22 protein-coding genes are annotated in these 26,312 nt (G+C 69.6%); 3 read left to right on the forward strand and 19 right to left on the reverse strand.

Annotated elements, in window-relative coordinates:
• Nucleotide 1 precedes the first annotated feature (1 nt).
• The 6 genes from JEQ17_RS00235 to JEQ17_RS50785 all read right to left on the reverse strand — a co-directional run bounded on the left by JEQ17_RS00235 (nucleotide 2) and on the right by JEQ17_RS50785 (nucleotide 6,752).
• The gene (locus tag JEQ17_RS00235) at nucleotides 2-706 is read right to left on the reverse strand and encodes a response regulator transcription factor (RefSeq protein ID WP_200393248.1); all 705 of its coding nucleotides are present in this window, start codon (nucleotides 704-706) and stop codon (nucleotides 2-4) included.
• A complete protein-coding gene (locus JEQ17_RS00240) occupies nucleotides 675-2,825 on the reverse strand; it encodes a glycosyltransferase (protein WP_200401215.1) in 2,151 nt (716 codons plus the stop codon). The genes JEQ17_RS00235 and JEQ17_RS00240 overlap by 32 nt, the downstream gene beginning before the upstream one ends.
• Nucleotides 2,826-2,830: 5 nt before the next feature.
• Nucleotides 2,831-3,466 carry a DUF998 domain-containing protein gene (locus JEQ17_RS00245; RefSeq protein ID WP_200393249.1) on the reverse strand — a complete coding sequence of 212 codons (636 nt, stop codon included), beginning with the start codon at nucleotides 3,464-3,466 and terminating at the stop codon, nucleotides 2,831-2,833.
• Nucleotides 3,467-4,062: 596 nt separating this feature from the next.
• Nucleotides 4,063-5,151, reverse strand: coding sequence for an amidohydrolase family protein (locus JEQ17_RS00250; RefSeq protein ID WP_200393250.1), 1,089 nt, complete (start codon nucleotides 5,149-5,151; stop codon nucleotides 4,063-4,065).
• 1,070 nt (nucleotides 5,152-6,221) lie between these two features.
• Nucleotides 6,222-6,566, reverse strand: a complete 345-nt coding sequence (locus tag JEQ17_RS49745; protein WP_234047958.1) for a hypothetical protein — start codon at nucleotides 6,564-6,566, stop codon at nucleotides 6,222-6,224.
• Nucleotides 6,567-6,644: 78 nt separating this feature from the next.
• Nucleotides 6,645-6,752 carry a TetR family transcriptional regulator gene (locus JEQ17_RS50785; protein WP_407700133.1) on the reverse strand — a complete coding sequence of 36 codons (108 nt, stop codon included), beginning with the start codon at nucleotides 6,750-6,752 and terminating at the stop codon, nucleotides 6,645-6,647.
• A gap of 213 nt (nucleotides 6,753-6,965) precedes the next feature.
• On the opposite strand from JEQ17_RS50785, the gene JEQ17_RS00260 reads away from it, so the two are divergent.
• Both JEQ17_RS00260 and JEQ17_RS00265 read left to right on the forward strand, forming a co-directional pair.
• The gene (locus tag JEQ17_RS00260) at nucleotides 6,966-7,760 is read left to right on the forward strand and encodes an alpha/beta fold hydrolase (protein ID WP_200393251.1); all 795 of its coding nucleotides are present in this window, start codon (nucleotides 6,966-6,968) and stop codon (nucleotides 7,758-7,760) included.
• 193 nt (nucleotides 7,761-7,953) lie between these two features.
• Complete coding sequence (locus JEQ17_RS00265) at nucleotides 7,954-8,325, forward strand: antibiotic biosynthesis monooxygenase family protein (RefSeq protein WP_200393252.1); 372 nt, start codon at nucleotides 7,954-7,956, stop codon at nucleotides 8,323-8,325.
• A gap of 377 nt (nucleotides 8,326-8,702) precedes the next feature.
• Here JEQ17_RS00265 and JEQ17_RS00270 read toward each other — a convergent pair whose 3' ends face one another.
• From JEQ17_RS00270 to JEQ17_RS00295, 6 genes are read right to left on the reverse strand one after another with little or no spacing between them, the layout of a single operon-like run.
• Nucleotides 8,703-10,361, reverse strand: coding sequence for a (2,3-dihydroxybenzoyl)adenylate synthase (locus tag JEQ17_RS00270; RefSeq protein WP_200393253.1), 1,659 nt, complete (start codon nucleotides 10,359-10,361; stop codon nucleotides 8,703-8,705).
• The gene (locus JEQ17_RS00275; protein WP_234048668.1) at nucleotides 10,354-12,405 is read right to left on the reverse strand and encodes an acetate--CoA ligase family protein; all 2,052 of its coding nucleotides are present in this window, start codon (nucleotides 12,403-12,405) and stop codon (nucleotides 10,354-10,356) included. Before JEQ17_RS00275 ends, JEQ17_RS00270 begins: the two co-directional genes overlap by 8 nt.
• 5 nt (nucleotides 12,406-12,410) lie before the next feature.
• On the reverse strand, nucleotides 12,411-13,964 hold the full coding sequence (locus JEQ17_RS00280) for an FAD-dependent monooxygenase (RefSeq protein WP_200393255.1): 1,554 nt from the start codon (nucleotides 13,962-13,964) through the stop codon (nucleotides 12,411-12,413).
• Between the two features lie 16 nt (nucleotides 13,965-13,980).
• Nucleotides 13,981-14,703, reverse strand: a complete 723-nt coding sequence (locus tag JEQ17_RS00285) for a maleylpyruvate isomerase family mycothiol-dependent enzyme (protein ID WP_200393256.1) — start codon at nucleotides 14,701-14,703, stop codon at nucleotides 13,981-13,983.
• Nucleotides 14,700-15,530 (reverse strand): fumarylacetoacetate hydrolase family protein, encoded by an 831-nt coding sequence (locus JEQ17_RS00290; protein WP_200393257.1) that lies wholly within the window; start codon nucleotides 15,528-15,530, stop codon nucleotides 14,700-14,702. Before JEQ17_RS00290 ends, JEQ17_RS00285 begins: the two co-directional genes overlap by 4 nt.
• On the reverse strand, nucleotides 15,527-16,603 hold the full coding sequence (locus tag JEQ17_RS00295; protein WP_200393258.1) for a cupin domain-containing protein: 1,077 nt from the start codon (nucleotides 16,601-16,603) through the stop codon (nucleotides 15,527-15,529). The genes JEQ17_RS00290 and JEQ17_RS00295 overlap by 4 nt, the downstream gene beginning before the upstream one ends.
• A 119-nt stretch (nucleotides 16,604-16,722) precedes the next feature.
• Here JEQ17_RS00295 and JEQ17_RS00300 point away from each other — a divergent pair, with 119 nt between their 5' ends.
• Nucleotides 16,723-17,496: an IclR family transcriptional regulator gene (locus tag JEQ17_RS00300; RefSeq protein ID WP_234047960.1), complete on the forward strand. Its 774-nt coding sequence runs from the start codon at nucleotides 16,723-16,725 to the stop codon at nucleotides 17,494-17,496.
• Nucleotides 17,497-17,594: 98 nt separating this feature from the next.
• Here the strand turns inward: JEQ17_RS00300 and JEQ17_RS00305 are convergent, their stop codons facing one another.
• The 7 genes from JEQ17_RS00305 to JEQ17_RS00330 all read right to left on the reverse strand — a co-directional run bounded on the left by JEQ17_RS00305 (nucleotide 17,595) and on the right by JEQ17_RS00330 (nucleotide 26,260).
• Nucleotides 17,595-19,091: an aldehyde dehydrogenase family protein gene (locus JEQ17_RS00305; RefSeq protein WP_267924832.1), complete on the reverse strand. Its 1,497-nt coding sequence runs from the start codon at nucleotides 19,089-19,091 to the stop codon at nucleotides 17,595-17,597.
• Nucleotides 19,092-19,170: 79 nt separating this feature from the next.
• The gene (locus JEQ17_RS00310) at nucleotides 19,171-20,091 is read right to left on the reverse strand and encodes an NADP-dependent oxidoreductase (RefSeq protein WP_200393259.1); all 921 of its coding nucleotides are present in this window, start codon (nucleotides 20,089-20,091) and stop codon (nucleotides 19,171-19,173) included.
• A gap of 61 nt (nucleotides 20,092-20,152) precedes the next feature.
• Nucleotides 20,153-21,343 (reverse strand): amidohydrolase family protein, encoded by a 1,191-nt coding sequence (locus JEQ17_RS00315; RefSeq protein WP_234047962.1) that lies wholly within the window; start codon nucleotides 21,341-21,343, stop codon nucleotides 20,153-20,155.
• A 115-nt stretch (nucleotides 21,344-21,458) separates the two neighbouring features.
• Nucleotides 21,459-22,994 carry an aldehyde dehydrogenase family protein gene (locus tag JEQ17_RS00320; RefSeq protein ID WP_200393260.1) on the reverse strand — a complete coding sequence of 512 codons (1,536 nt, stop codon included), beginning with the start codon at nucleotides 22,992-22,994 and terminating at the stop codon, nucleotides 21,459-21,461.
• Nucleotides 22,995-23,215: 221 nt separating this feature from the next.
• On the reverse strand, nucleotides 23,216-23,377 hold the full coding sequence (locus tag JEQ17_RS50790) for a hypothetical protein (RefSeq protein WP_234047963.1): 162 nt from the start codon (nucleotides 23,375-23,377) through the stop codon (nucleotides 23,216-23,218).
• A 17-nt stretch (nucleotides 23,378-23,394) separates the two neighbouring features.
• Nucleotides 23,395-25,227, reverse strand: a complete 1,833-nt coding sequence (locus tag JEQ17_RS00325; protein ID WP_234047964.1) for a thiamine pyrophosphate-dependent enzyme — start codon at nucleotides 25,225-25,227, stop codon at nucleotides 23,395-23,397.
• A gap of 241 nt (nucleotides 25,228-25,468) precedes the next feature.
• Entirely contained in the window at nucleotides 25,469-26,260 is a 792-nt protein-coding gene (locus JEQ17_RS00330) for an SDR family NAD(P)-dependent oxidoreductase (protein WP_200393261.1), read from the reverse strand.
• Nucleotides 26,261-26,312 lie beyond the last annotated feature (52 nt).

The raw sequence follows: 26,312 nt of genomic DNA on the forward strand, positions 1-26,312 counted from the left end.
GTCAGGCGGGGCGCCCGACGAACCGGTAGCCGATGGTGCGGACGGTGCCGACGAAACGGGGTGCGCTCGCCTCGTCGCCCAGTGCGCGCCGCAGAGTGCGGATGTGTACGTCCACGACGCGCTCGTCGCCGAAGAAGTCCTCGCCCCACACGTGGGTCAGCAGTCCGCGCCGGGTGAAGACCCTCCCAGGGGCTCGGGCCATCGCGAACAGCAGATCGAAGTCGAGAGCGGACAGCTCCACCGTCCGGTCGGCATCGACGAGGACGGTCCGTGTCTCGGGATCGACGGTCAGCCCGTCGAAGCGCAGCGCGGCGTCCTCGTGTGCCGCCTCGGGGCGGCTGTCGGTGCGCCGCAGGATGGCGCGTACCCGTAGTGCCAGTTCGCGGGGACTGAACGGCTTGGTGACGTAGTCGTCGCTGCCGGTGGTGAAGCCGATCAGCCGGTCGACCTCCTCGTCCCGGGCGGTGAGCATGATGACCGGGATCTGGCTCGCCTCCCGGATGCGGCGCAGGACCTGAAATCCGTCCAGCCCGGGGAGCATCACATCGAGGACCACGAGGTCCGGCCTGTCACGGGTGACCGCCTGCAGGGCGGATGGTCCGTCCGCGGCTTCGACGACGTGGAACCCGTCCGCCTCCAGGTAGCCGCGCACGGTCATGCGGATCTTGGGTTCGTCATCGACGACCAGAACGCGCTGCGTACTCATCGTGCTCGCTTTCCATCGCCGAGGTGGGGAGGGGAAGGGGGAGGGTCGTCTTGGCCGCGGGGTGACCGGCGGCGTGGAGGTAGAGGGCCTCGAATGTGGCCAGCGTACGGTGGATGTCGTGCTCGGTGACGATCTCCCGGCCTGCCTCGCCCATCCGGCGCCGGGCCGCAGGGTCGTCGAGCAGTTCCATGAGGCGGTCGGCGAGGGCGCGCACGTCACCGGGCGGGAAGAGGTAGCCGTTGCGGCCGGGGTGGACCAGGTGAGGCAGGGCCATCGCGTCGGCCGCGACGACGGGCTTGCCCGCGGCCATGGCTTCCAGTGTGGCCAGACTCTGCAGCTCCGCGGTGCCGGGCATGCAGAAGATGTCACAGCGGGCGTAGGCGTCCAGAACTTCCTGGTCACTGACGAGGCCGTGGAAGGTTACCCGGTCCCGGATGCCGAGCTCGTCCGCCAGATCCTCCAGTGCGCGTCGGCAGGAGCCCTTACCGACGATTTCGCCTCGCACATCGAGATGCCGGGGCAGGAGCGCCAGTGCGTGCAGCAGTTCGTGGACGTTCTTCTCCTCGTCGAGCCGGCCGACGAACAGCACGCGGGTGCCCGCCTCGTCATGGTTCTTCGTCGGCTGTGCGAAGCGTTCCAGGTCGAGTCCGCAGGAGACGGCCTGGGCCGGGGAGGCCAGACCGTTGTCGTGCAGCAGTTGTACGGCCCTGGGGGTGGGCGCGGTGACCACGCGGGCCCGATGGAACACGCGCACCAGGTCGCGCCAGGCGAACCGGCAGGCCGCGCCCGCGAGTCGGGCCGGAAGCCGGGTGTAGCCCAGGAGGTTCTCCGGCATGAAGTGGTTCGTGGCCACCACCGGTATCCCCCGTCGGCGCGCGGCGGTCGCCAGGCTCCGGCAGACGCCGAAGTGGGACTGGATGTGCACGACGTCGGGACGGATTACCTCCAGCAGCCGGGCGGTGGACCGGGCGACCTGCCAGGGCAGGCAGACGCGGAAGGTGGGGTGGAACGGAGTGCGGTGGGAGGCCAGCCGGTGCACGGTGATCCCCTTCTCCATGATGGTCCCGGCACCGGCCTCCGTCGCCGGGCAGATCACATGGACGTCGTGGCCGCGGCCGGAGAGCCCCTCGGCGAGCCGCTGGGCGAAGTTGGCCGCTCCGTTGACATCGGGCGGGAAGGTGTCGGCGCCGATCACGATGGTCTGCGGACGGGGATGGGCATTGTGCATGACGTACTCCTGACGTGTTGAGGAACGGCCTGGCGACTGCCGGCCTGGGGTGAGATGAGGGAAGGGGGTGGCACGGGAGAGCTGCAGCACACCCACGACCGCGAGCGTCCAGCAGGCCAGTCCGGCGACGACGGTTGCGAGTGACAGCCCGGGGGCTTCGCCGAGCACGCCGACGCCGAGCACCACGGCGACGAACGGGTCGACCACGGTGAGACAGGCGAGAGTGACCTCCGGCGGTCCGGCGGCCAGGGCACGCTGGGACAACCAGCAGCCCGCGAGGCCGGCCAGTGTCAGGCCGCCGAGCGTGCCGCCCAGCGCCGCGCTCACGCCGTTCGACGTGAACTCCTCACTTGCGGCCCGGATCAGCACGGGCATACAGCCGTACGCGATCCCGGCACCGACTGCCTGCACCAGGAACCGTCCACGACCGCGCAGGAGTACCGCGAGTCCACTGCAGCCGAGGACTGCCAGCGAGACCAGCAGCCCCGCCCACAGTTGGGCCGCCGCCGTTACCTGCGTGGGCTCGGTGACGCGCGCGGCGAGCAGAGCGAACATCCCAGCCCCGGCGACCACGGCGACGAGCGCGAGTCCCATGGTCGTGGTCAGGTGAGCCCTGCGTGCTCGCAGCCCCCACACCGCACTCACCAGGACAGCGGTCACTCCCAGCGGCTGCACCACGGTGACCGGAGCAAGCCACAGGGCACCGACATGCAGCGCGGTGGCCACCCCCAGCACTGCCAGTCCGGCCCACCAGCGCGGACACCGCACGAGGACCCGAAGTGACGGGGACGCGCTCGCGTCTCCACGCCGCGGCCGCACGGCCTCGTGCTGGAGCTTGGCACCTACCGCGTAACAGCACGCGCCCAAGACGGCCAGGACGGCGGCGAGCATGATCGTCACCGACCTCGCCCGCCCCGCAGCGTGTTCACCATGGCCAACAGCAGCGCCATTTCCAGTCCCAGTGCCGTGCGCTCGGTCAGCCCGAGCAGCCGGGAGACCCGCCCGGTCATCGGCGTGACCGGGCGGGCCGCGCTCACGTGGGTGGCGAAGAAGAGCAGCACTCCTGCCGAACTCGCGCAGGACAGATGCCGTACTCGTCGGGCTCTTTCGCGCAGCGGAGGATGCCGCTGCAGACCACGGGCCAGCAGCAGACCGGCCGCGGGAAGCGCGGCCAGCGAAGCTCCCGCCGCGTAGCGGTGCACCAATCCGCCCAGCGACGAGACACCGTGCTTCGGATCGGTGGGAAAGACGGCACTGAGCACAAGTCCGGCGCAGCCGACGCTCAAGGCAACCGGTGCTGCAGTGCCGGTCGGCAATGGGCTCCGGAGCAGACCCGCGAGCAACGCCGCCGACCCCGCCGCCGCTGCCCCCACACAAGCCGTGAACAGGCCGGCGGTTCCTTCATGCAGCGCGTACTCGCTGAGCGTGTGCCCCACCGGATCCACGTGCCCGCTCGACTCCAGATGAAGGAGCGCGCCGAGCACGACGGAACCGGACAGCGCGGTATGCGCGACCGTTGTCAGGTGCCGCACAGCATGGTGATCAACGGCGGTCGATGGCGGAACGAGGAAGGCCTGCATGCCCTCCAGGCAACAGCCGCCTCATAAGGCACGTACGACTCGGCGCATGAAGCTTCCATGAAGCCGGCCCTCCCGCCGGCGCCCATTCCTGCAGCGGCGCCCGGAGTCACGCCGAAGGCCCCACGTGTCCCCTCGTGCGCTGCGAACCGCGATGGGCCGAACGCCGGGAGCTGTGGAACACACCACAAGAGTGAGACCGTGGCAGACACACGGTTGAAGCCACCAAGGCGTTCACGGCTTCCACGCCGATGCCGTCAGCCCGGTGCACGGCCTGGCATGCACGAGAAGGTTGGCTTGCCCCGGCACCGCCCACAGGAGCCGGGCTTGGATTGCCGCGGTGGTCTCGCTGCGGCAGGAGCGACGACCCGCCACGGACGAAGCGGACCTGCGCAAACCGGCTTCCCCGTCCTGCGGGCCGCGTTCGCCCCGCAAGCGACGTCGATTCCCGTCGATGGCCCCTCCGTCGGCCGCGCTGACCTTTACGCAGATCGCCGCCCGCTGCCCCGTCGACGGGGCAGCGGGCGGCGGACTTGGCTCGCGGTCGCGGCTCAGCGCGAGCCGGCGCGGCGTATACGCGCCTTCAGCTTCGGGAACTGCTCCAGGGCGTTGTTCCGCTCGAGAGCGATCCGCTGGCGCCGGCTGTAGATCTCGTCGACGGTCGGTTCGGGGTCGCCTGCCTTGAGATTCGGCAGGCTGCCCTTGAGGAAGGGCATCGTCTCGACGTTGTCGGCCGCGTAGAGATGCCGGGTCGCCGGCCAGTCGCTGCCGAACATGATGTGGCTGTCGGGCACCAGCGATGACAGCGGCTGCAGCTGCGCGGCGGTGAACGCCTGTGCGTTGTCGAAGTACATCCGCTTCATGTACTTGAGGGGGCCTTCGGGCAGCACCTCGTTGAACGGCGGGAAGGCCGAGTGCCGGGTCGCGAGCCGGAAGGCCAGGAACGGCAGTGCCCCGCCGCTGTGGGTGAAGTGCCAGCGGATGTTCGGGTAGTCCCGCAGGACACCGTTGTAGATCAGGCTTGTCATCGCGCGGGTCGCATCGAAGTTGTACTCGAAGACGTTGTTCCCGGCCGGGATGTCGGGGCCGAAGCAGAGCTTGGGAGCCGGGTTGTTCTCCGGACCCGTCGGGTGGACGTAGACGTAGGCACCGCGGTCGTTGAGGATCTCGTACAGAGGCGCGAACGAAGGGTCCCCCAGGTAGGTGCCCTTGTAGTTGGTGAGCAGGCAGATGCCGTCGAGATCCAGTTCACCGAGTGCGCGGTCCACCTCGGCCACCGAACCCTCGATGTCGGGCATCGGGGTGACCGCGAAGATCCCGAACCGGTCACCACGGGTCTGCACGAGGTCGCGGGCCCAGTCGTTGACCGCGCGGGCGGTGGCACGCCGGTCGTCGACCGGGCCGACGGTGACCTGGAGGTCGCCGAACGACAGGACGCTGGCCTGGATCCGATACTGATCCATGAAGGCCAGGTGCCGGTCGACCGACCAGGGACCGTACGCCCCGGTGATGGCGCCGAGGAGACCGTAGCGCTGCAGGTAGTCGTTGTAGACGTCCGGGCTGTAGTGCGCGTGGGTATCGATACGCCAGTTGCCCTTCGGCAGCCCCGGCCCGGACACTGCCGACTCTGGACTGGCCATGGCAGCAGGCACCGTGGCCGCCGCAGCCGTGACAAGCGCCGCAGCCGATGCTCCTTCGATCATCCTTCGACGCGAGATGTTCCGTCCCAGGTTCATTTCCAGTTCCCCTTTTCATTCTGTGTGCGAGTCAGGTCGTATGTGCGTGCGTCACGGCGCCGTCGCTAGGCCGGGTCGGGCCCGCGCAGGACCCCGCTGCAATGGAGACCGCTCTCTCCTCGGGCGGGCGCGGGCGCGGTCCAGGCCGATCGGGGAGCGCAAGCGGCCAAGTCGCTGCTCGGCCGGGCCAATCGCCGCCAACAGGTCGATCCGGCGCTCATGCGCGGGAACCCCCTGGCGCCGACGTGGCCGCGCCGGCCGACCGTCGGCTGTGGGGCGGACCAACGAGCAACGCCGCCGCTGCCCCCACCCTGGTGAACAGACCGGAGGTTCCTTCATGCAGCGCGTCATCGCCGCACTCCTGCCCAGCGGAGTCCGCGTGCTTGGCCGACCCCGGGCGAAGGAACGCGCCGATCGCAACTGAGCCGGACAGCGCAGTGTCAACCGCCGTCGTCAGGTGCCGCACAGCAGGGTGATCAACGCTGTCCACCGGTGGGACGAGGAGTACGTGCATGACCGCCAGACAACAGCCGCCCCATAAAGCACGTACCGCTCAGCGCATGAAGCTTCCATGAAGCGAGTCGCCGGGCTGACGCCCGCTTCCCGAGGCGGTCTCCGGCTTCTTCCAGATTCAGTGCCGCCCCGGCCGCCGTACTGAGGAAGCTGACGCGGAAGGCCAGGCGCGGCCACCTGACCCGTACCACGAACGCGAGACTGACTCGGACGGGTCCGTCAGGAGTGGGTGGTCAGGTCTTGGGTGCGTACGCCGTGACCGGGTGCAGCTGAAGCAGCGATACAACGGTGCGGATGTCGTCCCGCCTGTTCTCGAGGTTCCACGCCCCTCAACGCCCGCGCCTTCGAGAACCTCGTACCAGGGCCTCAACTCGACGAGGGCGATGCCGGGTTGACACGAGTCCGTTTTCGTGGCCTGTACGCGGTTGTTCCGGTTGGCCTCTGTCAGGACCTCTCGGTGACTACTGCGGGGAATCCTGTGGTGTGTTGGCGTGCTGCAGGGTGGTGAGCCATTGGGTGGCGACGGTGTCGATGAAGGTGTCGGTGACCTGGCCGCGGTCGAGGAAGAGGCGGGCGAGGACGGGCCCGTATAGGAGGGTGAACTCGTCGTCGCTGATCTGGATGCCCGAAGGCTCCAGTAGCTTGTTGAAGCCGACGTAGCGGTCTTCGCCGATGCGGACGAGCGCCCGCGCACTGTCGGGGTCGTGGTCGGCCTGGGCGGTGACGGCCAGAGCCGCGGCTCGCACGGCCGGCACGCTGACGCCGGTGCGCAGGCTCTTCAGCCAGGCGGTGGCCACCTCACGCACGTCGCTGCCCGGTTCAGGGCAGGTGCCGAGGTCGGGGCCTTCGAGGACGAGGGCGAAGAGCAGCGTGGCCCTGGTCGGTCAGTGCCGGTAGAGGGTCTGGCGGGTGACGTCGGCCTGCTCGGCCAGCAGGGCGTAGGTCAGCCCGGCCGGTCCGACCTGAGGCAGCAGTTCCCGCGCGACCGCCAGGACGCGGTTGCGGGTGCGCTGTACGCGCGGGTGCCCGGAGTCGGCTGACGGCGGTGGAGGGGCTGCTTCATGCCACCACCTACCCGCACATCATACGGCATGTGTGATTGACGTCACAGGCGGCAATCATACGTACCGTGTGATAGACCTGAGGAAGTAATCACACGCACTGGATGATTCTTGCGTGTCGACGCATTCGAAAGGCAGAGGCCCATGTCACCCCGCAACCTCACCGCACCCACATTCGCCCGTACTCGCCTGGGCTCCGGCCCCGGCCTGCTCCTCGCCCACGGCGCCGGCAGCAGCCTGGCCGGCACCTACGGCCCCGTCCTGGAAGCACTCGCCGCCCGCCACACCGTCGTCGGCATCGACTACCCCGGCAGCGGCGACACCCCCCGCTCCACCACCCCGCTGTCCCTCGACGACCTCGCCGACCAGCTCATCGCCGCCGCCGACGCCGAAGGCCTCGACCGCTTCGCCGTCTCCGGCTACTCCCTCGGCGGCCCCGTCGCCATCCGCACCGCCACCCGCCACCCCCAGCGCGTCACCGCACTCGTCCTGACCGCCGCCTTCCCGCACCGCGACAACCGCCTCGCACTCGCCTCCTCGGTCTGGAGCAAGATCGCCGCATCCGGCGACCGCGAACTGCTCGCCGAATTCCAGCTCATGATGGCCCTCGGCACCCAGGCACTGGAATCCATGCCCGCCGAACAACTACGCCAGACCCTCGACCACGTCGCCGCCGCCACCGCCGACGGCACCTCCGAACAGACCGACCTCGTCGGCCAACTCGACGTCCGCGACGACCTCACCGCCATCACCGCCCCCACCCTGGTCATCTCGACCACCGACGACCGCCTCGTCTCCACCGCCCTGCACCGCCACCTCGCCGAAACCATCCCCCACGCCCAACTCGCCGACATCGCCACCGGCCACCTCCCCATGCTCGAACGAACCGACGAATGGCTGCACCTCACCACCAACTTCCTCCACAAACACAACACCTGACAGCACACGCCCGAGGGCCACACCACGAACGGGCCGCACAAGCAACAACGGCGCAGCCCCTCCCCCGGACCGACCATTGATCGCAAGTCACTTACAAGCCCTAGTGATGGAATTGGCCGCCTTGCGGTCCCGAATCACTTGAATCTCTGTGGGTTCGTAGACCCACTTCCCCTCTCGAGTTCATGGAGGAATCATGCTCAACTTCGGCAATCTCGACGGGTCCACCCACTTCCGCGACCAGCAGAAGGTGAAGGCTGGCCCGGTCACCATCATCAACACGTTTGTCGCCCCGGAAGGCAAGGAGGACGAGGTGGTGGCCGCCTGGACGGACGACGCGGAGTACATGAAGAAGTCGGGGAGCCTTCTTTCGGTGCAGCTGTACCGGGGCATCGGCGGCAGCCGGCTGTTCACCAACGTCGCGGTCTGGAAATCGACCGAGCACCTCCGTGCAGCGCTCGGCACGCCGGAGTTCGCCTCTCACCTGGAGGGCTACCCTGTCGGCACCGTCGCCTACCCGCACCTGTACCAGAAGGTCGCCGTCGAGGGCGTCTGCGAAGGGGAATGACGACCGCCACGCCATTCCGGGCTGCCGGTCGCCACGCCCACGGCGTGGGGCAACGTGTAGTCCCTGGGCAGCCGACGGCTCGCGCCTGACGCCGGTCTGTTTCCTCTGGCCGACCGGCCGATTGCTCAAAGTGCTCGGCCTGGTCCTCGCAGAGAAGACCAAGCGCCATGACGCGAGGGACACATGTTGCCGGTCACCAGGAGGGAGCGCTTCCCGTTGCTGGTCCGACGGTCGGGACGGGTCGACGGTGATGGCGGTACCTGGAACTGTTTCCCCAGGTACCGCCAGAGGGCCGGCAAAGCAGCTTTGACTTCCTCAGGGGACGCGGAACCATCACGAAAACGTCCTCCGTTCGCCCGCTGTGGCGGCGAACGCCGTCACACCGCCTCGACGGAGTCTTCCTTGCCACGGACGACGTCCCGTAGACGCTTCTTGTCGATCTTGCCCACCTTCGTCAGCGGAAGTTCGTCCAGGACCAGCAGGTCCTCGGGGAGTTTGTAGCGGGCCACCTGCATCGTGGTGAGAGCGGCGCGGGCCGATTCGAGGGTCAGGTCAGTGCCCGGTTCGAGGACCACCACCACGCACACCCGCTCGCCCAGGTCCGGGTCGGGCTTCGCGACGGCGGCGACACGGGCGACACCAGGCAGGCGGTAGATGAGGTTCTCGACCTCTTCGGCGGATATCTTCTCGCCGCCCCGGTTGATGAGGTCCTTGTCGCGTCCTTCGACGACGAGGTCGCCCGAAGGGTGCAGCCGGACGATGTCACCGGTGCGGTACCAGCCGTCAGGGGTGAACGCGCGGGCGTTGTGCTCGTCAGCCCGGTAGTAGCCACGCGGGGTGTACGGGCCGCGGGTGAGGAGGCCGCCCATGCTCCCGGGGGGCACAGGGTTGTCGGAGGCGTCGACGATGAGGATTTCGTCATCCGGGCACATGGGGCGCCCCTGGGTTTCGATCTTGATGTCGTCGGGGTCGTCGGGGCGCGTGTAGTTCAGCAGCCCCTCCGCCATGCCGAACACCTGCTGGAGCGTGCCGCCGAGCACCGGTTCGGCGCGCCGGGCGACCTCCGGGGCGAGGCGGGCGCCACCGACCTGCAGCAGTCGTAGCGCGGGCGGGGCGGCGTGGCGGCCGGAGGACACGGCTTCGATCCAGCGCTGGACGACGGCCGGCACGGCGGCGGTGGCCGTCACGCCCTCGGCGGCCATCAGCGGCAGGACCTTGTCGGGGGCCGGGGTCCGGGCCAGCACCACACGGCCACCGTTCATGAGGGTGCCCAGGATCCCGGGGCAGGCCAGGGGAAAGTTGTGCCCGGCGGGCAAGGCCACCAAGTAGACCGTGTCGGAGTCGAGGCCACACACCTCGGCGCTGCGCCGCGCGTTGAACTCGTAGTCGTCGTGAGTGCGGGTGATGAGCTTCGGCAGTCCGGTCGTACCGCCGGAGAGCAGGAAGACGGCGATGTCGCCGCTGTCCGGGGCGATGTCGTCGAGCCGGGCCCGTGCGGCGGCCGGGTCGTCGGCCGGGGCGGCCAGCGCGCTCAGATCCGTGGCATCGGTGCCGACCGTGCCACTCGCGACGAGCAGCAGCCGTACGCTCGGCGTGGCTTCGGCGACCTCCCGCCCCAGTGCCTGGTGGTCGAAGTCGCCCAGCCGGTCCGGTACAGCGATCGAGGTGACCTCGGCATGGGCTGCCAGGTAGCGCAGTTCGTGACCGCGGTGCGCGGGCATCGCCATCACGGGGGCGATGCCGGCCCGCAGACAGGCCAGGGTGAGCGTGACGAACTCCCAGCCGTTGGGCAGCTGGACGAGCATCGCGTCACCAGGATTGAGGCCAGAGTCCAGCAGACGGCACGCCAATCCGTCGGCACGGTGGACGAGTTGACGGTAGGTCAGGCGTGTGTCGCCGTCCACGACGGCCACCGCGTCGCCATACGTCTTGGCCCATTCCTGGAGGTACGAGCCGAGCGGCCTGCCACGCCAGTATCCGGCCTCGCGGTAGCGGTCGGCCGGTTCCTTGGGCCAGGGGACGAATCCCTCACGCATCGTCGGATCCTCCTTGATCCCGGGGGTCACGCAGCAGCAGTACGGCATCGAGCGCAACGACATCGCCGTCGGGCAGAACGCGCAGGGGGTTGATCTCGCACTCGGCCACGGCGTTGTCGGCGGCGAGGGAGGAGAGGGCGAGCAGCACGTGAGTGAGTCGCGCGCGGTCGACCGGGGTGGCGCCACGCGCGCCGAGGAACATGTCGCGGGTGGCGAGTTCGTCGAGCATTGCGTGGGCCTCGTGCGCCGGCAGGGGCGCGAGGCGCAGGGAGACGTCGCCGAGGATTTCGGCGGCCGTTCCGCCGGCGCCCAGCGCCAGGACGGGGCCGAAGACCGGGTCGCGGCGTACACCGACGATGAGTTCGGGGCCCGCGGGGGCCATCTGCTCGACCAGGAGTGCGGGGCTTGCGGGCATGCGGGCGAGCGCGTCGTCGAGCTCCTCGTGCGTGCGGATGCCGATCTGGACCCCGCCGACCTCCGTCTTGTGCAGGATCTCCGCGTCGAGGATCTTCACGACGACCGGTCCGCCGAGCTCATCGAGTGCCGCGTGCGCCGCGGCGGGGTCGGCGCACACCCGTCGTACAGGCGTACGGATGCCCAGGTCCGCGAGGACTCCCTTGGCGGTGTGCTCGTCGACAGGGCCGGACAGGGGCAGCGCGGGTGCACCCGACGCGGTGACGACGGTGGCCCCCAGGCGGGCGCGGGCCGCCGCGTCCTCGACGAGCGCGCGGACCATGGCCGCTCCGGAGGCCGGTGTGGCCGCGCAGGGGATGCCGGCTTCCCCGAGTTGTCGGCGAGTCTGCCGCGCCTGTTCCTCGGGTCCGCCGACAACGGCGACGAGCGGGGTGGCCGTGCGGGCGGCGGCCAGCGCGGCCGAAAGGTCGACGGCCGTGGGTTCCAGCAGCCCATAGACGGCGGTGATGTCGATGCCGGGATCCTCCGAGACCCGCTCCACGACCTGCGTGAGCGCGGGCGAGGGACGGCCGGTGTCGACGGGATTGTTGAGGTAGGTGAGGGCGGGGAGCAGCTCGCGCAGTTCCTTCACCGTCCGTTCGACCAGTGGCGGAACCTGGATGCCGTGGGAGCGCAGGTCGTCGGTGAGCAGCAGTCCGGGTCCGGCCTGTGCGGTGACCAGGCCGATGCCTGGGCGTGGGTTGGCCGGGAGCCGTACACGGCTGAGGGCTGTGACGGCGTCGACGAGGTCGCGTTCGTCGTCCACGAGGACGGCTCCAGCCTGGCGCAGGGCCGTGCGTGTCACGCGCCAGGAGGTGGCCAGGGCGCCGGTGTGGGAGCGGGCGAAGTCGCCGATGTCGCTGCGGCCCACGACCAGGGCCACGACGGGGACATGACCGGTCAGGCGGCGTACGGCCTCGGTGAGGCGGCGGCCTTCCGCGGCGGTCTCCACGTGCAGGGCGACGGCCCGAACGGCGTCGTCCTCGGCAAGGTGGCCCAGGACGTCGGCCTGGGTGACGTCCAGGCTGTTGCCCAGCCCGACCCCGAGGCGCAGGCCGACGCCTGCCTCGGCCAGAGCGAAGGCCAGGGCGTGGTTCACGCCGCCGCTGGCGGCCACGACCGCCACCGGGCCCGGTTCCAGGTCGGCCACGCCCGGGACGAAGCTGGCCGTCAGCCGTCGGTGGGGGGCGAGGAAGCCTGAGGTGTTGGGCCCGAGGACACGGATGCCGGTGTCCCGCACCACCTCGGCCAACGCCTGTTGCTGCAGCGCACCGTCGCCGCCGGCTTCCGCGAAACCGCCGGCGCACACCAGGGCGGCGCGAGCGCCGGCGGCCGCCGCGGCTCGGACGGCCCCGGCGGTGGCGGCGGCCGGGATGCAGGACACCACCAGGTCCGGTGCGGTGCCATGGGCCTCGGCGGCCTCGGCGACGGTCGGAAAGAAGCCCTGGCCGGGATCCGGTCGGCCGGCGTTGACCTTCATCACCGGTCCGGGGAACGAAGCGAGGGAGTCGGTCATCGCCGAGCCGAGTTTGCCGGGCGTGGCCGACGCACCGAGCACGGCGATGGCACGGGGCGCGAACAGTGCATCCATGGCGGTCACTTGGTGCCTCCGACGAGGTCGGCCCGGCCGGACAGCAGGAGCGAGGTCGCGCTGTCGTCGTCGTACGCCCCGATGACCGCGGCGGGCAGGCCGTGCGCGAGCCGGGCCTCCTCCGCGATGAGCACACGGGTCAGCGTCGTACCGCCGCGTATGGCGACGAGCGGGGCGCCGGCCTCTGCCGTCTCGCGCACCTGGTCGAGGGCGAGTGGCAACCCCTCTTCGGTGTCCGGGGCGTCGATCCACACGCCCGCGCACGACGACTGACCGCTGAAGGGGACCATCGGGATGTCAGTGCCGTCGGTCCCGGTCAGAAGGTCGTCCCCGACTGTCACCCAACGCGACGGAAGCCGGAACGGCCCCCCTCGGAAGGGTGACTCCAGGGGCACTGCCTCGTGGTGATGTCGCCACCATCCATCGACGCGGTCCACGTACACCGCGTCGCGCACGGCTAGTTTGCCTCGCGGGATGCTGCGGGTGAGGAAATGGAAGGCGAACTGCGTCGGATCGTCGAACGAGCGGACGTAGCGGCCGAAATGCTCCCACCACGAGAGGCTGGGCCGCGCCGAGTTCTGGATCCTCTCGACCTTGGGGCGGCGGCGCGTCTCGTAGATCTCGAGTGCCTCCGGCACGCTGTGCGGCGCCTCCCCAAGGGCCTCGGCCAGCGCGACCGCGTCCTCCATGGCCATCTTGGTGCCGGACCCGACGGAGAAGTGCGCGGTGTGCGCCGCATCGCCGAGGAGCACCCACTTTCCCCGTCGCCATGAACGGGCCCTGCGTGTGGCGAAGTTGGCCCAGCGGGAGTTGTTGCCGACCAGTGGGTGCCCGTCGATCTGCTCGCGGAACAGGACTTCCAGGTAGCTCTTGGTCTTCTCGTCGCTCGTGCCCGGCGGGGTCGAGGGATCGAAGGCGTCGAGTCCCGCCCTGGCCCAGGAGTCGGCGTCGGTCTCGACGATGAAGGTGCTCAGCGAGTCGCTGATCGGATAGGCGTGGGCGGCGAAGACACCATGGGGGCCGTCCTGGTGGACGAAGGTGAGCCCGTCGAACATGTACGGGGTGCCGAACCAGATGAACTTCGCGGTGGCCACCTCGGCGGTCGGCCCGAAGTCGTCGGCGAACAGGGTGCGGAAGCGGCTGTTGGCGCCGTCGCACACGACGACCAGATCGAAGTCTTCCAGTTCGGCGGGGTCACGGACCTCGTGCTGGAAGCGCGTCGACACGCCCCCGGCACGAGCCCTCTCCTGCAACAGACCAAGCAGCGTCCTGCGGGCCACCGCCGCCATGCCCATGCCTCCGACCCGCTCCCGCGCGCCGTGCACTCGGATCTCGATGTCGTCCCAGTGCCTGCCGTGCTTGTCCAACGCCTCGCTGAGGACGGGGTCGGCGTTGTCGATGGCATCGAGTGTGGCGTCGGAGAAGACCACTCCGAAGCCGAACGTGTCGTCGGGACGGTTGCGTTCGAAGACCACGACCTCGGCGCCGGGCAGGCTCCGCCTGAGCAGTGTGGCGAAGAACAGTCCTCCAGGACCTGCGCCGATGCAGGCAACTTTCATCGTCTTTCCTTCGCTGTCACAACCACGCGGGCAGCTTCGGCAGGGATCCCCCGCCGGCGGGATGGAGGGGACCGGGCACGGGGCGCCCGGTCGTGTAGGCGGCCAGGCTGGGAAGGTCACCGCTCACCACGACCGGCTCCCCGTCGCCGGGCACGCCCAGGAGCCAGCTGCGGGCGCCGTCCTCGGTCCGCAGCTCGACGGGGGGACAGTCCGGGTGGGTCAGGAAGCCAGTGGCCACATCGTCGACAAGCGCCGCACATACTTCGTGCGGGATGTCGTCGAAGGTGGTGATGTCCAGGTCGACGGTGTGGACCCAGACTTCCCGCACCCGCATCCACGGCACCATCGTGGCCGGCACTTCGCGTCCCCGTGCCGTCCGCACGGTCGCACCCCAGCACTGGTCCGGCAGGCCGACGAGTTCCTCGGTCAGTCGTCCGTCGGCCGCGAGGAGGTCGGCGCGCAGGGCGCCGGCCGGTTGGCGGGCGCCGTCCTCGATCTCGTTCGTACGCTGGTCGGGACTTGCGTACATGGGCGTCTCGACACCCGTACGCGCCCAGGTCAGCAGGTTGACGAGCGCGTCGGCGTTGCGGGCGACGTGGGCGACGACGTGGGCCCGGCTCCAGCCAGGCAGGTACGACGGCGTTGTGATGCCCGAGTCGGTCAGCCAGTGCACGGCGGCTTCGAAGGCCGCCGTGCCTTTGGCGACCCACTCCAGCATCGGGTCCGGGCGTACACTCACCGCGTCTCCCGGCGGCAGATGTTGCGGCACTCGCCGATCCCCTCGATCCGGGTGACGAGGCGCGTACCGTCCTGCAGATAGCGGGCGGGCTTGCGGGCATGGCCGACGCCGCCCGGAGTGCCGGTGGCGATCACGTCGCCGGGCACCAGCGTGATGATCCCGGACAGGTACGCGACCAGCGTCGCGGGGTCGAAGACGAGGTCGCCGGTGTCGGCCTTCTGGACCGTGTCGCCGTCGACCTCACAGGTGAGGCTCAGGCCCTGGGCGGCGTGCGCGGGGTCGTCGGCGGTCACCAGCCATGGCCCGATGGGGGTGGTGGCCTCGAAGGTCTTGCCCTGGTCCCACTGGGTGGTGCGGTACTGCCAGTCGCGGGCGGTGACGTCGTTGAGCACGGTGTACCCGGCGATCGCGGCCCGTGCTTGCTCCGTGTCGGCGTGCCGGACCTCGGCCCCGATGACGACGGCGAGTTCGGCTTCCCAGTCCATCTGCGTGGACGCGGCGGGCAGGGTGACGTCGTCGTACGCGCCGACCAGCGCCCGCGCGTACTTGGAGAACAGCGTGGGGTGCGAGGGGAGTTCGCGGCCCATCTCCAGAATGTGGGTGCGGTAGTTGAGGCCGACGCACACGACCTTCTCCGGCGCGACGACCACCGGCGCGTAGTCCAGGGCACCTTCGTACGTTTCGCCGTCGGCGTCCGCGGCACGCGCGGTCCAGTCGCCGTGGCGCAGGAAGGCCACCAGATCGCTCTCGCCCAGGTCCACTGCCTTGTTCTCGTCGACGCGGACAGCGCGAGTCGTGCCGTTGACCCGGATGGTGGCGAGCTTCACTTCTGTTCTCCTCGGCCGGTACGGGCGAGACCCAGGGCCTCGTAGACGGGCTCGTCACTGAAACGGAACAGGTCGACCTGGGTGCGGGCGGACAGAGAGACCTCACACCAGGACGGGACGACGAACAGATCGCCCTTGGCGATCTCGAAGACGTTGTCACCGACATGGGCGACCGCCTCGCCCTCGAACACCTGCCAGACCGCGGAGCCGACCGTGCGCACCGGGACGGTCTGCGTACCGGCCCGCAGTCGGCGCATCTCGGTGCGCATCGTGACCAGGGCGTCCTTGCCGGTGGTGGGGTTGGAGAAGCGCACTCCGGCATGGCCGGGCTCCAGCACACCAGGTACGCCTTCGTCCTCCAGCTCCAACTGGGCGGTCAGGGCGGCGTCGGTGTGTTCCCAGCGGTAGGCGCCCAGCGGGGAGTTGGGCTGGTCGGGCTGCCCGATCGGGCGCAGTCCGGGGTGGCCCCACAGTCGCTCGCCGCGCGAGCGCTCGGGGGTCTCGCGGGTGGAGAGTTCGTCAGGGCCGAACTCGAAGAAGCCGGCGTCCAGTTGGGAGACGAGCGGGATGTCGAGGCCGTCGAGCCAGGCCATCGGCTTGTCGGTGACGTTCTGGTGCTCGTGGAAGGCCCAGCTCGGTGTGAGCAGCAGGTCACCCCGCCGCATCGCCACCGCGTCCCCGTCGACGTTGGTCCACACACCCTCGCCTTCGACGACGAACCGGAAGGCTCCCTGGCTGTGCCGGTGCGAGGGGGCGACCTCGCGCGGGCCCAGGTACTGGATCGCGGTCCACAGGGTCGCAGTGGCGTAAGGACGGCCCGGCAGGCCGGGGTTGGACAGGGCCATGGCGCGGCGCTCGCCGCCACGTCCCACCGGTACGAGCTCTCCGGAGCGCTGTGCGATGGGCAGCAGCTCCGCCCACCGCCACAGGTGCGGGACCGCGGCGGGCTTCGGCGACATCGGCATGAGGTCGTCCACCTGGGTCCACAGCGGGATCAGGCCCGCGTCCTTGAAGTCCGCGTACAGCTCGTCGAGCAGCTTGTGCTCGGTCTGTTCGCTGGTGGTGTCGGTCACGGAAACCTCCACGTCGTGTGTACGGCGCCTCGGGAAGAAGCGCCCAACTCTTGGCGCTGATTCAAGAGGCTACGCCGGCTTTTCCCCTCACCGGAATCCTGTTCGTATAGGATTCTGCTGTGGAGAATTCAGCGGACCGCTCGACCAGCCCCTCGTATCCGGTGAGTGCCGCCGGCAACGCCCTGCGCGTCGTCCGGCTGCTGCACGAGCTCGACGAGCTTCGGGTGATGGACGTCGCGGACCGGCTGGGCGTCGCGCGTTCGACCGCTCACCGGATCCTCGCGATGCTCGTCTTCGAGGGATTCGCGGCGCAGGACCGCCACAAGGTGTACCGGCCCGGGCCGGCCCTGCAGGCGATCAGGGGAAGCCATGCAGCCCCTCCCCCGGACCTGATCACCATCGCGCAACCCCACCTGCGACGGCTGGCGGACACCGTGGGTGAGACAACCCACCTGATGGTGCTCGAAGGCAACGGAGCCCGCTTCCTGGACGGCGTGGAGGGACCCCAGGCGCTGCGCGTCAGCTACCGCACCGGCACGCTGCTGCCCGCGCACGTGGCCTCAGGCGGCAAGGCCATGCTCGCGGCCCTGCCGGCCGACCGGCTCCGGGCCCTTTACCCCAACGGGCTCCCCGGGGACCGGGCCAAAGCCCCCAAGGACTTCGAGAGCCTGATGCACGAGCTGGTGTCCGTGCGCCGCCACGGCTACGCCCTCAATCTGCAGGAGAGCGAGCGCGGAGTCCTCGCCGTCGGCGCCTGCGTGCGTGACCGCACGGGCAGCGCCGTGGCCGCCGTGGCCGTGGCGGCTCCGTCCGTCCGCTGCACCCGCGCACGGCTCACGGAACTGTCCCAGCCACTGCTCGCGACCGTGCAGGACATCGGCCAGGGACTGTGAACGGCGGCAGCGTGCGACACCGTCGGCCCATGAATGCCGTATTGGGTGCTGTACGCCGTGCCTGCGAGGCGGTTACTCCGCCTCGCAGACCGGGTTGTTCACTTGTCCTGGCCAGTCACCTCAAGGGACGGCGCCCAGCGCGGGATCTCGCCCCTGCCGGAGACCAGGCGGATGTTCTTGCTGTAGCCGTACTCGCGCAGGGTTTCCGCCGCGGTTTCTCGGCCGAAGCCACTCGCACCGACACCGCCGAACGGCGCGCCCGTGAAATTCCGGTTGTAGTTGTTCACGAAGACGAACCCGGTGTGCAGAGCGCGGCTGACCCGCAGCGCGCGCTCGGAATCCGGTGTGAACACCGCGGCGACCAGGCCGAAGTCGGTGCCGTTGGCGATCCTGACGGCCTCGTCCTCATCGCGGAAGGGGATCATCGAGATGACCGGGCCGAAGATCTCCTCCTTCGCGATGCGCATGTCCGGTCGAACACCGGTGAACAGCGTCGGCGCGACGTAGAAGCCGCCTGCCAGCTCCGGGTCGTCGGGGAGCGGCGCCTGCGCCGCGATCGTGGCACCCTCCTTGACGCCGATGTCGATGTAGTCCAGCACCCGCTTGCGCTGGGCGTCGGACACCATCGGTCCGATGTGCGTGCCGGGGTCGACGCCGTTGCCGACGCGCAGCCGCTTCACCGCGTTGCCATAGCGGCGCGCGACGTCGTCGTAGATGTCGGCGTGTACCAGGACGCGGGATGCCGAGGTGCAGGCCTCGCCCTGGTTGAAGAGGCCGCCCTCGATGGCCCACGGCAGCGCGAGGTCGAGGTCCGCGTCCTCGAAGATGATGAACGGGTCCTTGCCGCCGAGCTCCATCAGGGTCGGCGTCAGGTTGTCGGCCGCGGTCTTGATGACCGAGACGCCAGTGGTGGGCGACCCGGTGAACGAGATCTTGCCGACGAGCGGGTGGCCGGCGAGCTGCGATCCGATCGACCCGGTGCCAGGAATGATGTGCACCACGTCGTCGGGCAGGACGGACTGGATGATCTCCACCATGCGCATGGCCGACAGCGGGGCCTGCTCCGGCGGCTTGATCACCACCGCGTTGCCCACCGCCAGCGCCGGGGCCAGCTTGCTGGCGGTGTGAATCGGCGGCCAGTTGAACGGCACGATCGCGCCGATAACGCCATAGGGCTCGAGCACCGTGATGTCCAGCAGGCTTCCGCCGTCGTTGACCTGGCCGGGCATGGAGTCGCACAGGCTCGCGAAGAACTCGAAGATCCCGATGGCCGCGTTCACGTCCATATTGCGCGCCTGGGTCAGGGGCTTGCCGTTGTCGCTGCACTCCAGCGCCGCGATCTCGTCGGCGTGCTCGCGCACCGCCAGGGCGATCTTCCGCAGCCAGCTGCCGCGCTCGCGGGCGGTGCGGGCCTTCCAGGAGAAGTGCGCGTCGTAGGCCGCCTGAACGGCCTGGCCGACTTCCTTGTCGCCGGCGCCCTGCACGACGGCCAGGGTCGCACCGGTCGCGGGGTTGTCTACGGTGAACTGATCGGCGACGTCCTCGGACGACCACCGGGTGCGGATGGCACCTTCGGGTTGTGACGATACTTCCACGGTCTTGCTCCGTTCAGGGGCGTCCTTGGGTTGACGACTCGCTCGCAAGGTGCGGCGGCCGCCGGTCGATAACGGCCCCTCAGGGCCTGGGAACGATCTTTCCGTTCGTGTGCCGGCGTTCCAGTTCCCGGAAGGCGTCGCGGACTTCGTCGAGCGGGTAGACGCGGGCGACGGGGATTTCCAGCTCACCGTCGGCGATCAGCGTGGCAAGTTCCCGCAGTACGTCAGCGCTTGCCGCCGCCGCGCTGCCCTCGGCCTTGGTGCCGTGCTTCGCCGCGTCCGGGAAGTCGATGATCGTGTTGATCCGCTCACCGGGTACGCCGAGTTCCAGCGCCAGTTCGATGTAGGGAGCGCCGAAGGTGTCGATGAAGGCGTCGATCGTGCCGTCGGCCGCGGCGCGGACGCGCTCGCCGACGCCCTCTTCGTAGGTCAGCGGGATCGCTCCGTGCCGGGTGAGCCATGCGTGGTGGGGCTCGCTCGCCAGTCCGATGACGGTGGCCCCGGCGTGCCGCGCGAGTTGGACGACGAGAGAGCCCACCCCGCCGGCGGCTCCGGAGACGACGACGGTTTCGCCACGCTCGACCTTGACGGCGTGTACCGCCGCGTACGCCGTGGAACCGGCGACGAAGAGCGCGCCGGCCTGCTCCCAGGGGACCCCCGCCGGTCGATGGATAAGCTGGTCCTCCTCCACGACCACGTACTCAGCGTGGCTGGCCCGGTTGTGGGTGAAGCCGATCACCTCGTCACCGACGGCGAATCCGGTGACTCCCGCGCCTAGTTCCTCAACGATCCCGGCGAGGTCGCTGCCCTGGCCCGACGGGAACGACGCCGGAAACCTGTCGTGGAAGAACCCCTGCCGGATCACGGCCTCGCCCGGATTGATCCCGGCGGCCACCACCTTGACGAGCACCTGGTGTTTACCGGGCTCGGGCCGTTCGACGTCGACCACGTTCAGTACGTCGATGTCCCCGTACTCCGCGAATCGCACCGCTTTCGGCATCGTGGCTCCTCTGATTCACCGCGGGTGAAGAGAACGCGGGACTACGCGGGCTGTCGGTCGTTCACAGCCCCAGCAGGCGGTCGGCATTGCCGTGCGCGATGCGCGCGAGGTCGGTCGGCGCGTACGGCGCGGAACGCAGGAACCCCACCGCCTCGGAGCTGGACTCGAACGGGTAGTCGATGGAGAACAGCACCCGGTCGACACCGACGGCATGGACGGCTCCCAGTAGCGCGGCATGCGACATGACTCCGCTGGTGGTGACGTACACGTTCTTCCGCAGGTAGTACGAGGGCACGTGCTGCACCCTCTGCTCAACGGGCACCTGGGGGTAGCGGCTGTCGAGCCGGGCCATCTGGAACGGCAGCAGCTCGCCCATGTGCCCCAACGTCACCGAGGCGCCCGGGAAGTCGTCGAACACGCCGCCGTAGATCAGCCGGAGCGCATGGGCACCCACCGTCGCGGTCCAGCCCCAGGACGGCCCGACCAGCACGGGATAGCCGTCGAAGACACGCCAGTTGTCGGCCGGGATGACAGCCGGATGCAGATACAGCGTCACGCCGAGGCGCTCCAGCTCGGCCCATACCGGCCTGAACCGCGGCTCGTCCAGGTAGTGCCCCCGCACATGGTCGTTGTACAGCACGCCCTTGAGCCCGAGTTCCTTCACCGCCCGGCGCAGCTCCACGACCGCGGCCTTGGGGTCCTGCAGCGGAAGGACCGCGAAGCCCGCGAACCGTTTCGGATGTGCGGCGACCACCTTGGCCAGATGGTTGTTGACCCGCCGCGCGACGGCCACCGCCTCCGCCGGATCCTCGATCACTTCCAGGCCCGGCGTGGAGTACGAGAGGACCTGGACATCGACGCCGTTGGCGTCCATGTCCGCCAGCCGCAGCTCGGTCAGATCGTCCAGGCGCCGGAACCACTCCTGCTTGATCGCCTCCGGCACGTCCATGCGCTGACGGATCGCTGCCTCCTGCCGGATGGCTCCAGGAATGGAGAACGCCTCTTCCACGGCCACGATGCGCATCTTCTTCTCCTTCTTGGCGTTCCGATCGTCCTTCGAGCCGCCGACCGCCGTGGCGGCACGGCTGCCGGGCGCCGCCTCGGCGGCGAGCGCGGGTTGTCCCGCGGCCAGACCGCCGACCACGGCGGCTCCTCCGGCAGCGGCGGTCGCGGCGATGAATCTTCGCCGGGTGGCCGCGGTCGGGGGCTCGGCGGGCGGAGTCACGGCTTGGACGGGACGTTCGTTGGACATGTCCGCTCTCCCTCATTGGTGGCGCGGTGATTGTCGGGACGTGCCGATCGCTGTCGCGCTCCGCGAAGGTGCGCGTCGTTTCCCCGGAGTGGTCCGATGGCCCGGGGGCAGTCCGTCAGTCGGTCTTCTCACCGCTCTCGGCCAGGATCCTGTTGCGCACGCCGGCGAGGGCTCCCGCCATCGCACCCGCGGGCCTGCCGAAGGTGGTGGCCGAGAACTGGGCGGGGCCGGTCTTGGCGGTGAAAGAGTGCGGGTAGGCGAACTCCCGGAGTCCTTCCTCGCCCTGCTTGCGCCCGTAACCGCTGTCGCCGCGACCGCCGAAGGGCACAGCGGGGTTGATGGAGAAGACCAGGGCGTCGTTGATGCTGGTCATTCCGACGCGGAGCTGACGGGCGATGTCCTCGCCGCGGTCGCGGCTGAAGACGGCGCTGCCCAGTCCGTAGCGGCCGCCGTTGACATGAGCGATGGCCTCCTCGGTGTCGGTGACCTTGACGACGGCGAGCGTGGGTCCGAACGTCTCCTCGGTCACCGCCAGGGCGTCGGGGCTCACGCCGACGAGGACGGTGGGAGTGACATAGCGCTCCCCCACCGCGTCGAGGCCGCCGACAGTGGCTGTCGCGCCGCGGTCGAGAGCGTCCCGGATGTGCTCCCGGATGATCGGGATCTGGGTGGGCAGGGGAACAGGGCCGATCTCCGCGGCGTCGTCGCTGCCGGCGCGTACCTGCTTGGCAAGGTCGCTGATCTTCTCGACGAACGCGTCGTGCACCGACTCGACGACGTAGGCCACTTCGAGGCTGATGCAGCCGTGTCCGGTGTTCTGCATGGCGCCCCAGACGATGTGCCTGGCGGCTTCGTCCAGGTCGGCGTCCTCGGCCACGATGACACCGTCCTTTCCGCCGAGTTCCAGCAGAACGGGGGTCAGGGTCTGCGCGCACTGGGCGGCCACGGTCTTGCCGGTGGCGACGCTGCCGGTGAACGCGAGCTTGTTCAGGCCGGACTCGATGAGTGCCTGGCCCGTGGCCCCGAACCCGTTGAGGCACTGGAGGACGTCCGGGAGGTCGGGGACCGCGCGCTGCCAGGCCCGTACGAGCCACTCGCCGATGCCGGGCGTGATCTGGCTGGGCTTGAGGATGGCGGCGTTTCCGGCCGCGATCGCCTCGACCAGGATGGCCCCCGGCGTGAGCAGGGGAAAGTTCCAGGGGCCGATGACACCGACGACGCCGTAGGGCTGGTATTCGACCCACGCGCGCTGGTTGGGCACGGTGGGACTGTCCGGGACGTCCCGACGCCCCAGCACGCGCTCGGCGTTCTCGACGGCGTACTGCACGTGCTCCAGAATCCCGAGCACCTCCACACGGGCTTCGTCCAGAGGCTTGCCGTTCTCGGCGTGGATGAGAGCGACTCCCTCCTCGCCGCTGATGGCCATCTCCCGTCGCCACGCGCGCAGTTGCTCGGCACGGCCCTCGAATCCCAGGTCCCACCAGGGCCCGGAGACCGAGCGGGCGGCAGCGACGGCCGCGGCCGCCTCCTCCTTGCCGGCCACGGAGTACCGGGCGAACTCCGCCCCGGTGGCCTGATCGACGGTGACCACCTCGCTCCCGTCCTGTCCGATGACTCCGTCACGCGTGATCGTTGGAGCGTTGTTGGTCATGGGTCTCTCCCACTTTCTTACGACCGCCTGCGCCCGAGCAGCACCCCGAGGGTGATGGGCAGATGACGGACGCCGTGTCCGGCGCGATGAAGTGCCGCCGTGTGACAGCGGGCGCGCCGACGTAAATGACTTGAGCGATGGCCCGAGGGCCTTGGCAAGTACTAGACTATCAATCCACTGACTAGTGTCAAGCGTTTGATAGCCAGTAAGACACTTGGCATTCAGTCGGTCAGGTCGAGAGCGGCATGGAGGATGCTGTGGCGCTCGGCCGGGAAAACCTGGTCCAGCACCCAGGACTCGGCGCCGTCGGTGCGCAGCAGGGGATACGCCCCCGCGAGGACCTGACGCCGACGACGCTCCCGTGCGGCAGGGTCATCGGGCACCGCGGCCGGCGTCTGGTCTATGGGCCGCGTCGACAGCCGTATGTACGCGGAGCTGCCGTCCGGTCTGCCGAGCCGTGCCAGGCCGGCGAGCAGTGTCCATTCGGCGTCGAGGGCGACCGCCGGTTCGTAGGTGACGCAACCGGGCTGCTCCAAGCCGATGGACGGGGTCTTGATCGACTGGTGCGCACCGCCTTCCGGGGCCAGCGAGACCCCGGAGGGTGTACCGACCAGAAGGGACTGTCCGCCGGCGTAGATGCCGAACGACCAGGGTTCCAGGGCGCGTTCGACGAAGGGGTCGTACAGCACGCCGATCGGCAGGAGCGGCTGCCCCACTTGCTCCAGCAGGCACCCAGTTCGCCGATCAGGCCGACGAGGTTCGTCTCGGCGATGCCCAGTTCGATGTGCTGCCCGGACGGCTTCTCACGCCAGTGCAGGATGGTCTCGGCGTCATCGGCGAACCAGTCGCGCCGTTCGATGGACGACCACACGCCGACCTTGTTCACCCACCCGCCGAGGTTCGTGCTGGAGCTGACATCGGGGCTGACCGTGACGACCCGTGCGGCCAACTCCGGGGCCGCTCTGGTCAGGTCCAGCAGAAGTCGGCCGAGCGCGGCCTGCGTGGTCGCGGTCCCGGACGGTGTCCGTCCGATGTCGACGGGCACGGCCGACGGCGCGTGGTGCGCCGGCTCGCTCCGGCGCAGCCGCCCGGCGGTCCGCCGGTACAGCTCATGGGCCGCGCCGTCCTCGTCGAAGGCACGCCAGGGGTCCGCCGGGTCGGCGCCGAGCCGCTCGGCGAACTCTCGCAACTGCTCCTCGGTCAGCAGAGCCGAGTGGTTCTGCGGATGTTCCTGGCCGGCCGGCCCGTGGCCCTTGATGGTGTAGGCGAGGATCACCGTCGGGCGGGTGTCGTCGATCGCCGAAAAGGCCGCGTCCAGCGCGGCCAGGTCGTGGCCGCCCAGGTTGGCCATCGCGGCCACCAGCGCCGAGTCCTCGACCTGGTCGACCAGTGCGCGGATCCGGTCGGTGCCGGGGCCTTCGGGCAGCCGCCGGCGCAGTTGCCCGGCGTCGCACCGCAGGAGTCGTTGGTATGCCGGGTTGGTCATCGCATCGATCCGCCGCCGCAGCTCCTCGCCGCCCGGCCGGGCGAACAACTCCTCGAGCCGCCGCCCGTACTTGAGTGTGATCACCTGCCAGCGGGCCGCGGTGAACATGCCCTGCAGCTTCTCGGCGGCGATGTCGGGCACGACCCGGTCCAGCGACTGCCGATTCAGGTCGACGACCCAGACCACCTCCCCCAGCTCGCCGACAGCGGAATCGAGCACCGCCTCCCACACCGCACCCTCGTCCAGCTCGGCGTCCCCCACCAACGAGAACTGCCGCCCAGTACCCACGTCGCCGACCGTGGCGTTGGCACAGCGCCGCGAGAGCGCCCCCCAGACCGGTGCAGTCGCGCCTATGCCGACGGACCCGGGCGAGCAGTCGACCGGGTCCGAATCCTTGGACCTGCTCGGATAGCTCTGCAGGCCGCCGAACTCGCGCAGCCTCGGCAGACAGGACGGGTCCAGCTCGCCCAGCAGGTAGTTGATCGCCTGCAGCACGGGCGATGCGCGCGGTTTCACCGACACCCGGTCCTGCGGCCGCAGAGGCCGGAACCAGAGCGCCGTCATGATCGACACTATGGACGCCGACGACGCCTGGTGTCCGCCCACCTTGAATCCCGAGGTGTTCGCGCGGACGCGGTTCGCGTGGTGGGTGATCGCCGATGACAGCCAGAGCACCCTGCTTTCCACCTCGCGCAGAACGCCGAAGTCGTCCTGAGTGTCGGGCGGCGTGGTGACTGGGCTGCTCATGACTGGCCAACTCCCGCGGTCGGCGGCGACTTCGGAGAGGCCACCTGACCATCAGCGCGTGAGCGGTTCACTCAGCCGCTCTTGAACTGGAGCCAAGTTAGTTATAGGGCATTGATCCAGTCAATACTAAAGACAAGGGCGTGGAATCTACCGTTCCCCCTCTCATGACTCAACGCCAAGAGTTAAGGTCGTCTCGCCGGGCAGGCAGGAAGCGCTCACCTGCCCACCGACCATGGCTGCCCTAACCGCGCGGAGCCGCGTAGCGAGCCGCGAGTGCCGGCTGGTTGCCGCCCGAGACAAAAGCACTCTCCGCGGCGAGCAAGGCGTCCAGGGCGGCGTCCTGACCCTCCAGACCGGGGGCGCAGACGGTCTCCCCCAGGCGCAGCCCTGCCAGGCTGGCCGACGCCACGTCCTCGGGCGTCATCGCCCAGGGGATGTTGTGGCCGGCACCGCTGTTCCACTCCGTTGCCACCACGCCGGGGCACAGCACCTGGACGCGGAGCGGGGTGTCGGCGAGTTCATTGGCGAGGGTACGGGTGAACCCCAGGGTGGCAGCCTTCGCGGCGACGTACAGGGTGCGCCGGGGCGCTCGCGGATCCGCGAAACCCGCACTGAAGGCGAGAAGCGAGGCGACGGTGACGATGGCGCCTTCGCCTGCCGCAAGCATTCCGGGAAGTGCGGCGTGCACCAGCCGGACGGGAGCGACGGCGTTGAGGGTGAGCAGGCGGTCGACGTCGGCCGACTCGACATCGGTGAGCGGGGCGTAGCCGCCGGCGCCGGCGTTGCTGATCAGCGTGCGCACGTCCCCGGTGGCCAGGCGGTCGGTGACAGCGGTGATCCCGTCGTGGGTCATGAGGTCGGCGGGCAGCACCTCGACGGCGGCCCCATGGGCGCGGAGTTCCTCGGCGAGGTCGGCGAGCCGGTCGGCACGTCGCGCCACCAGGACGAGGTCGTGGTCGTCGGCCAGGAGCCGGGCGTAGGCGGCGCCGATGCCGGAGGAGGCGCCAGTGATCAAAGCGATGGTACGAATCATGGAGTCAGTGTCATTCAAACGCTGGAGGAATGTCAAACGCTTGATAGTCGTG

This window comes from Streptomyces liliifuscus, from assembly GCF_016598615.1.
Lineage (GTDB): Bacteria > Actinomycetota > Actinomycetes > Streptomycetales > Streptomycetaceae > Streptomyces > Streptomyces liliifuscus.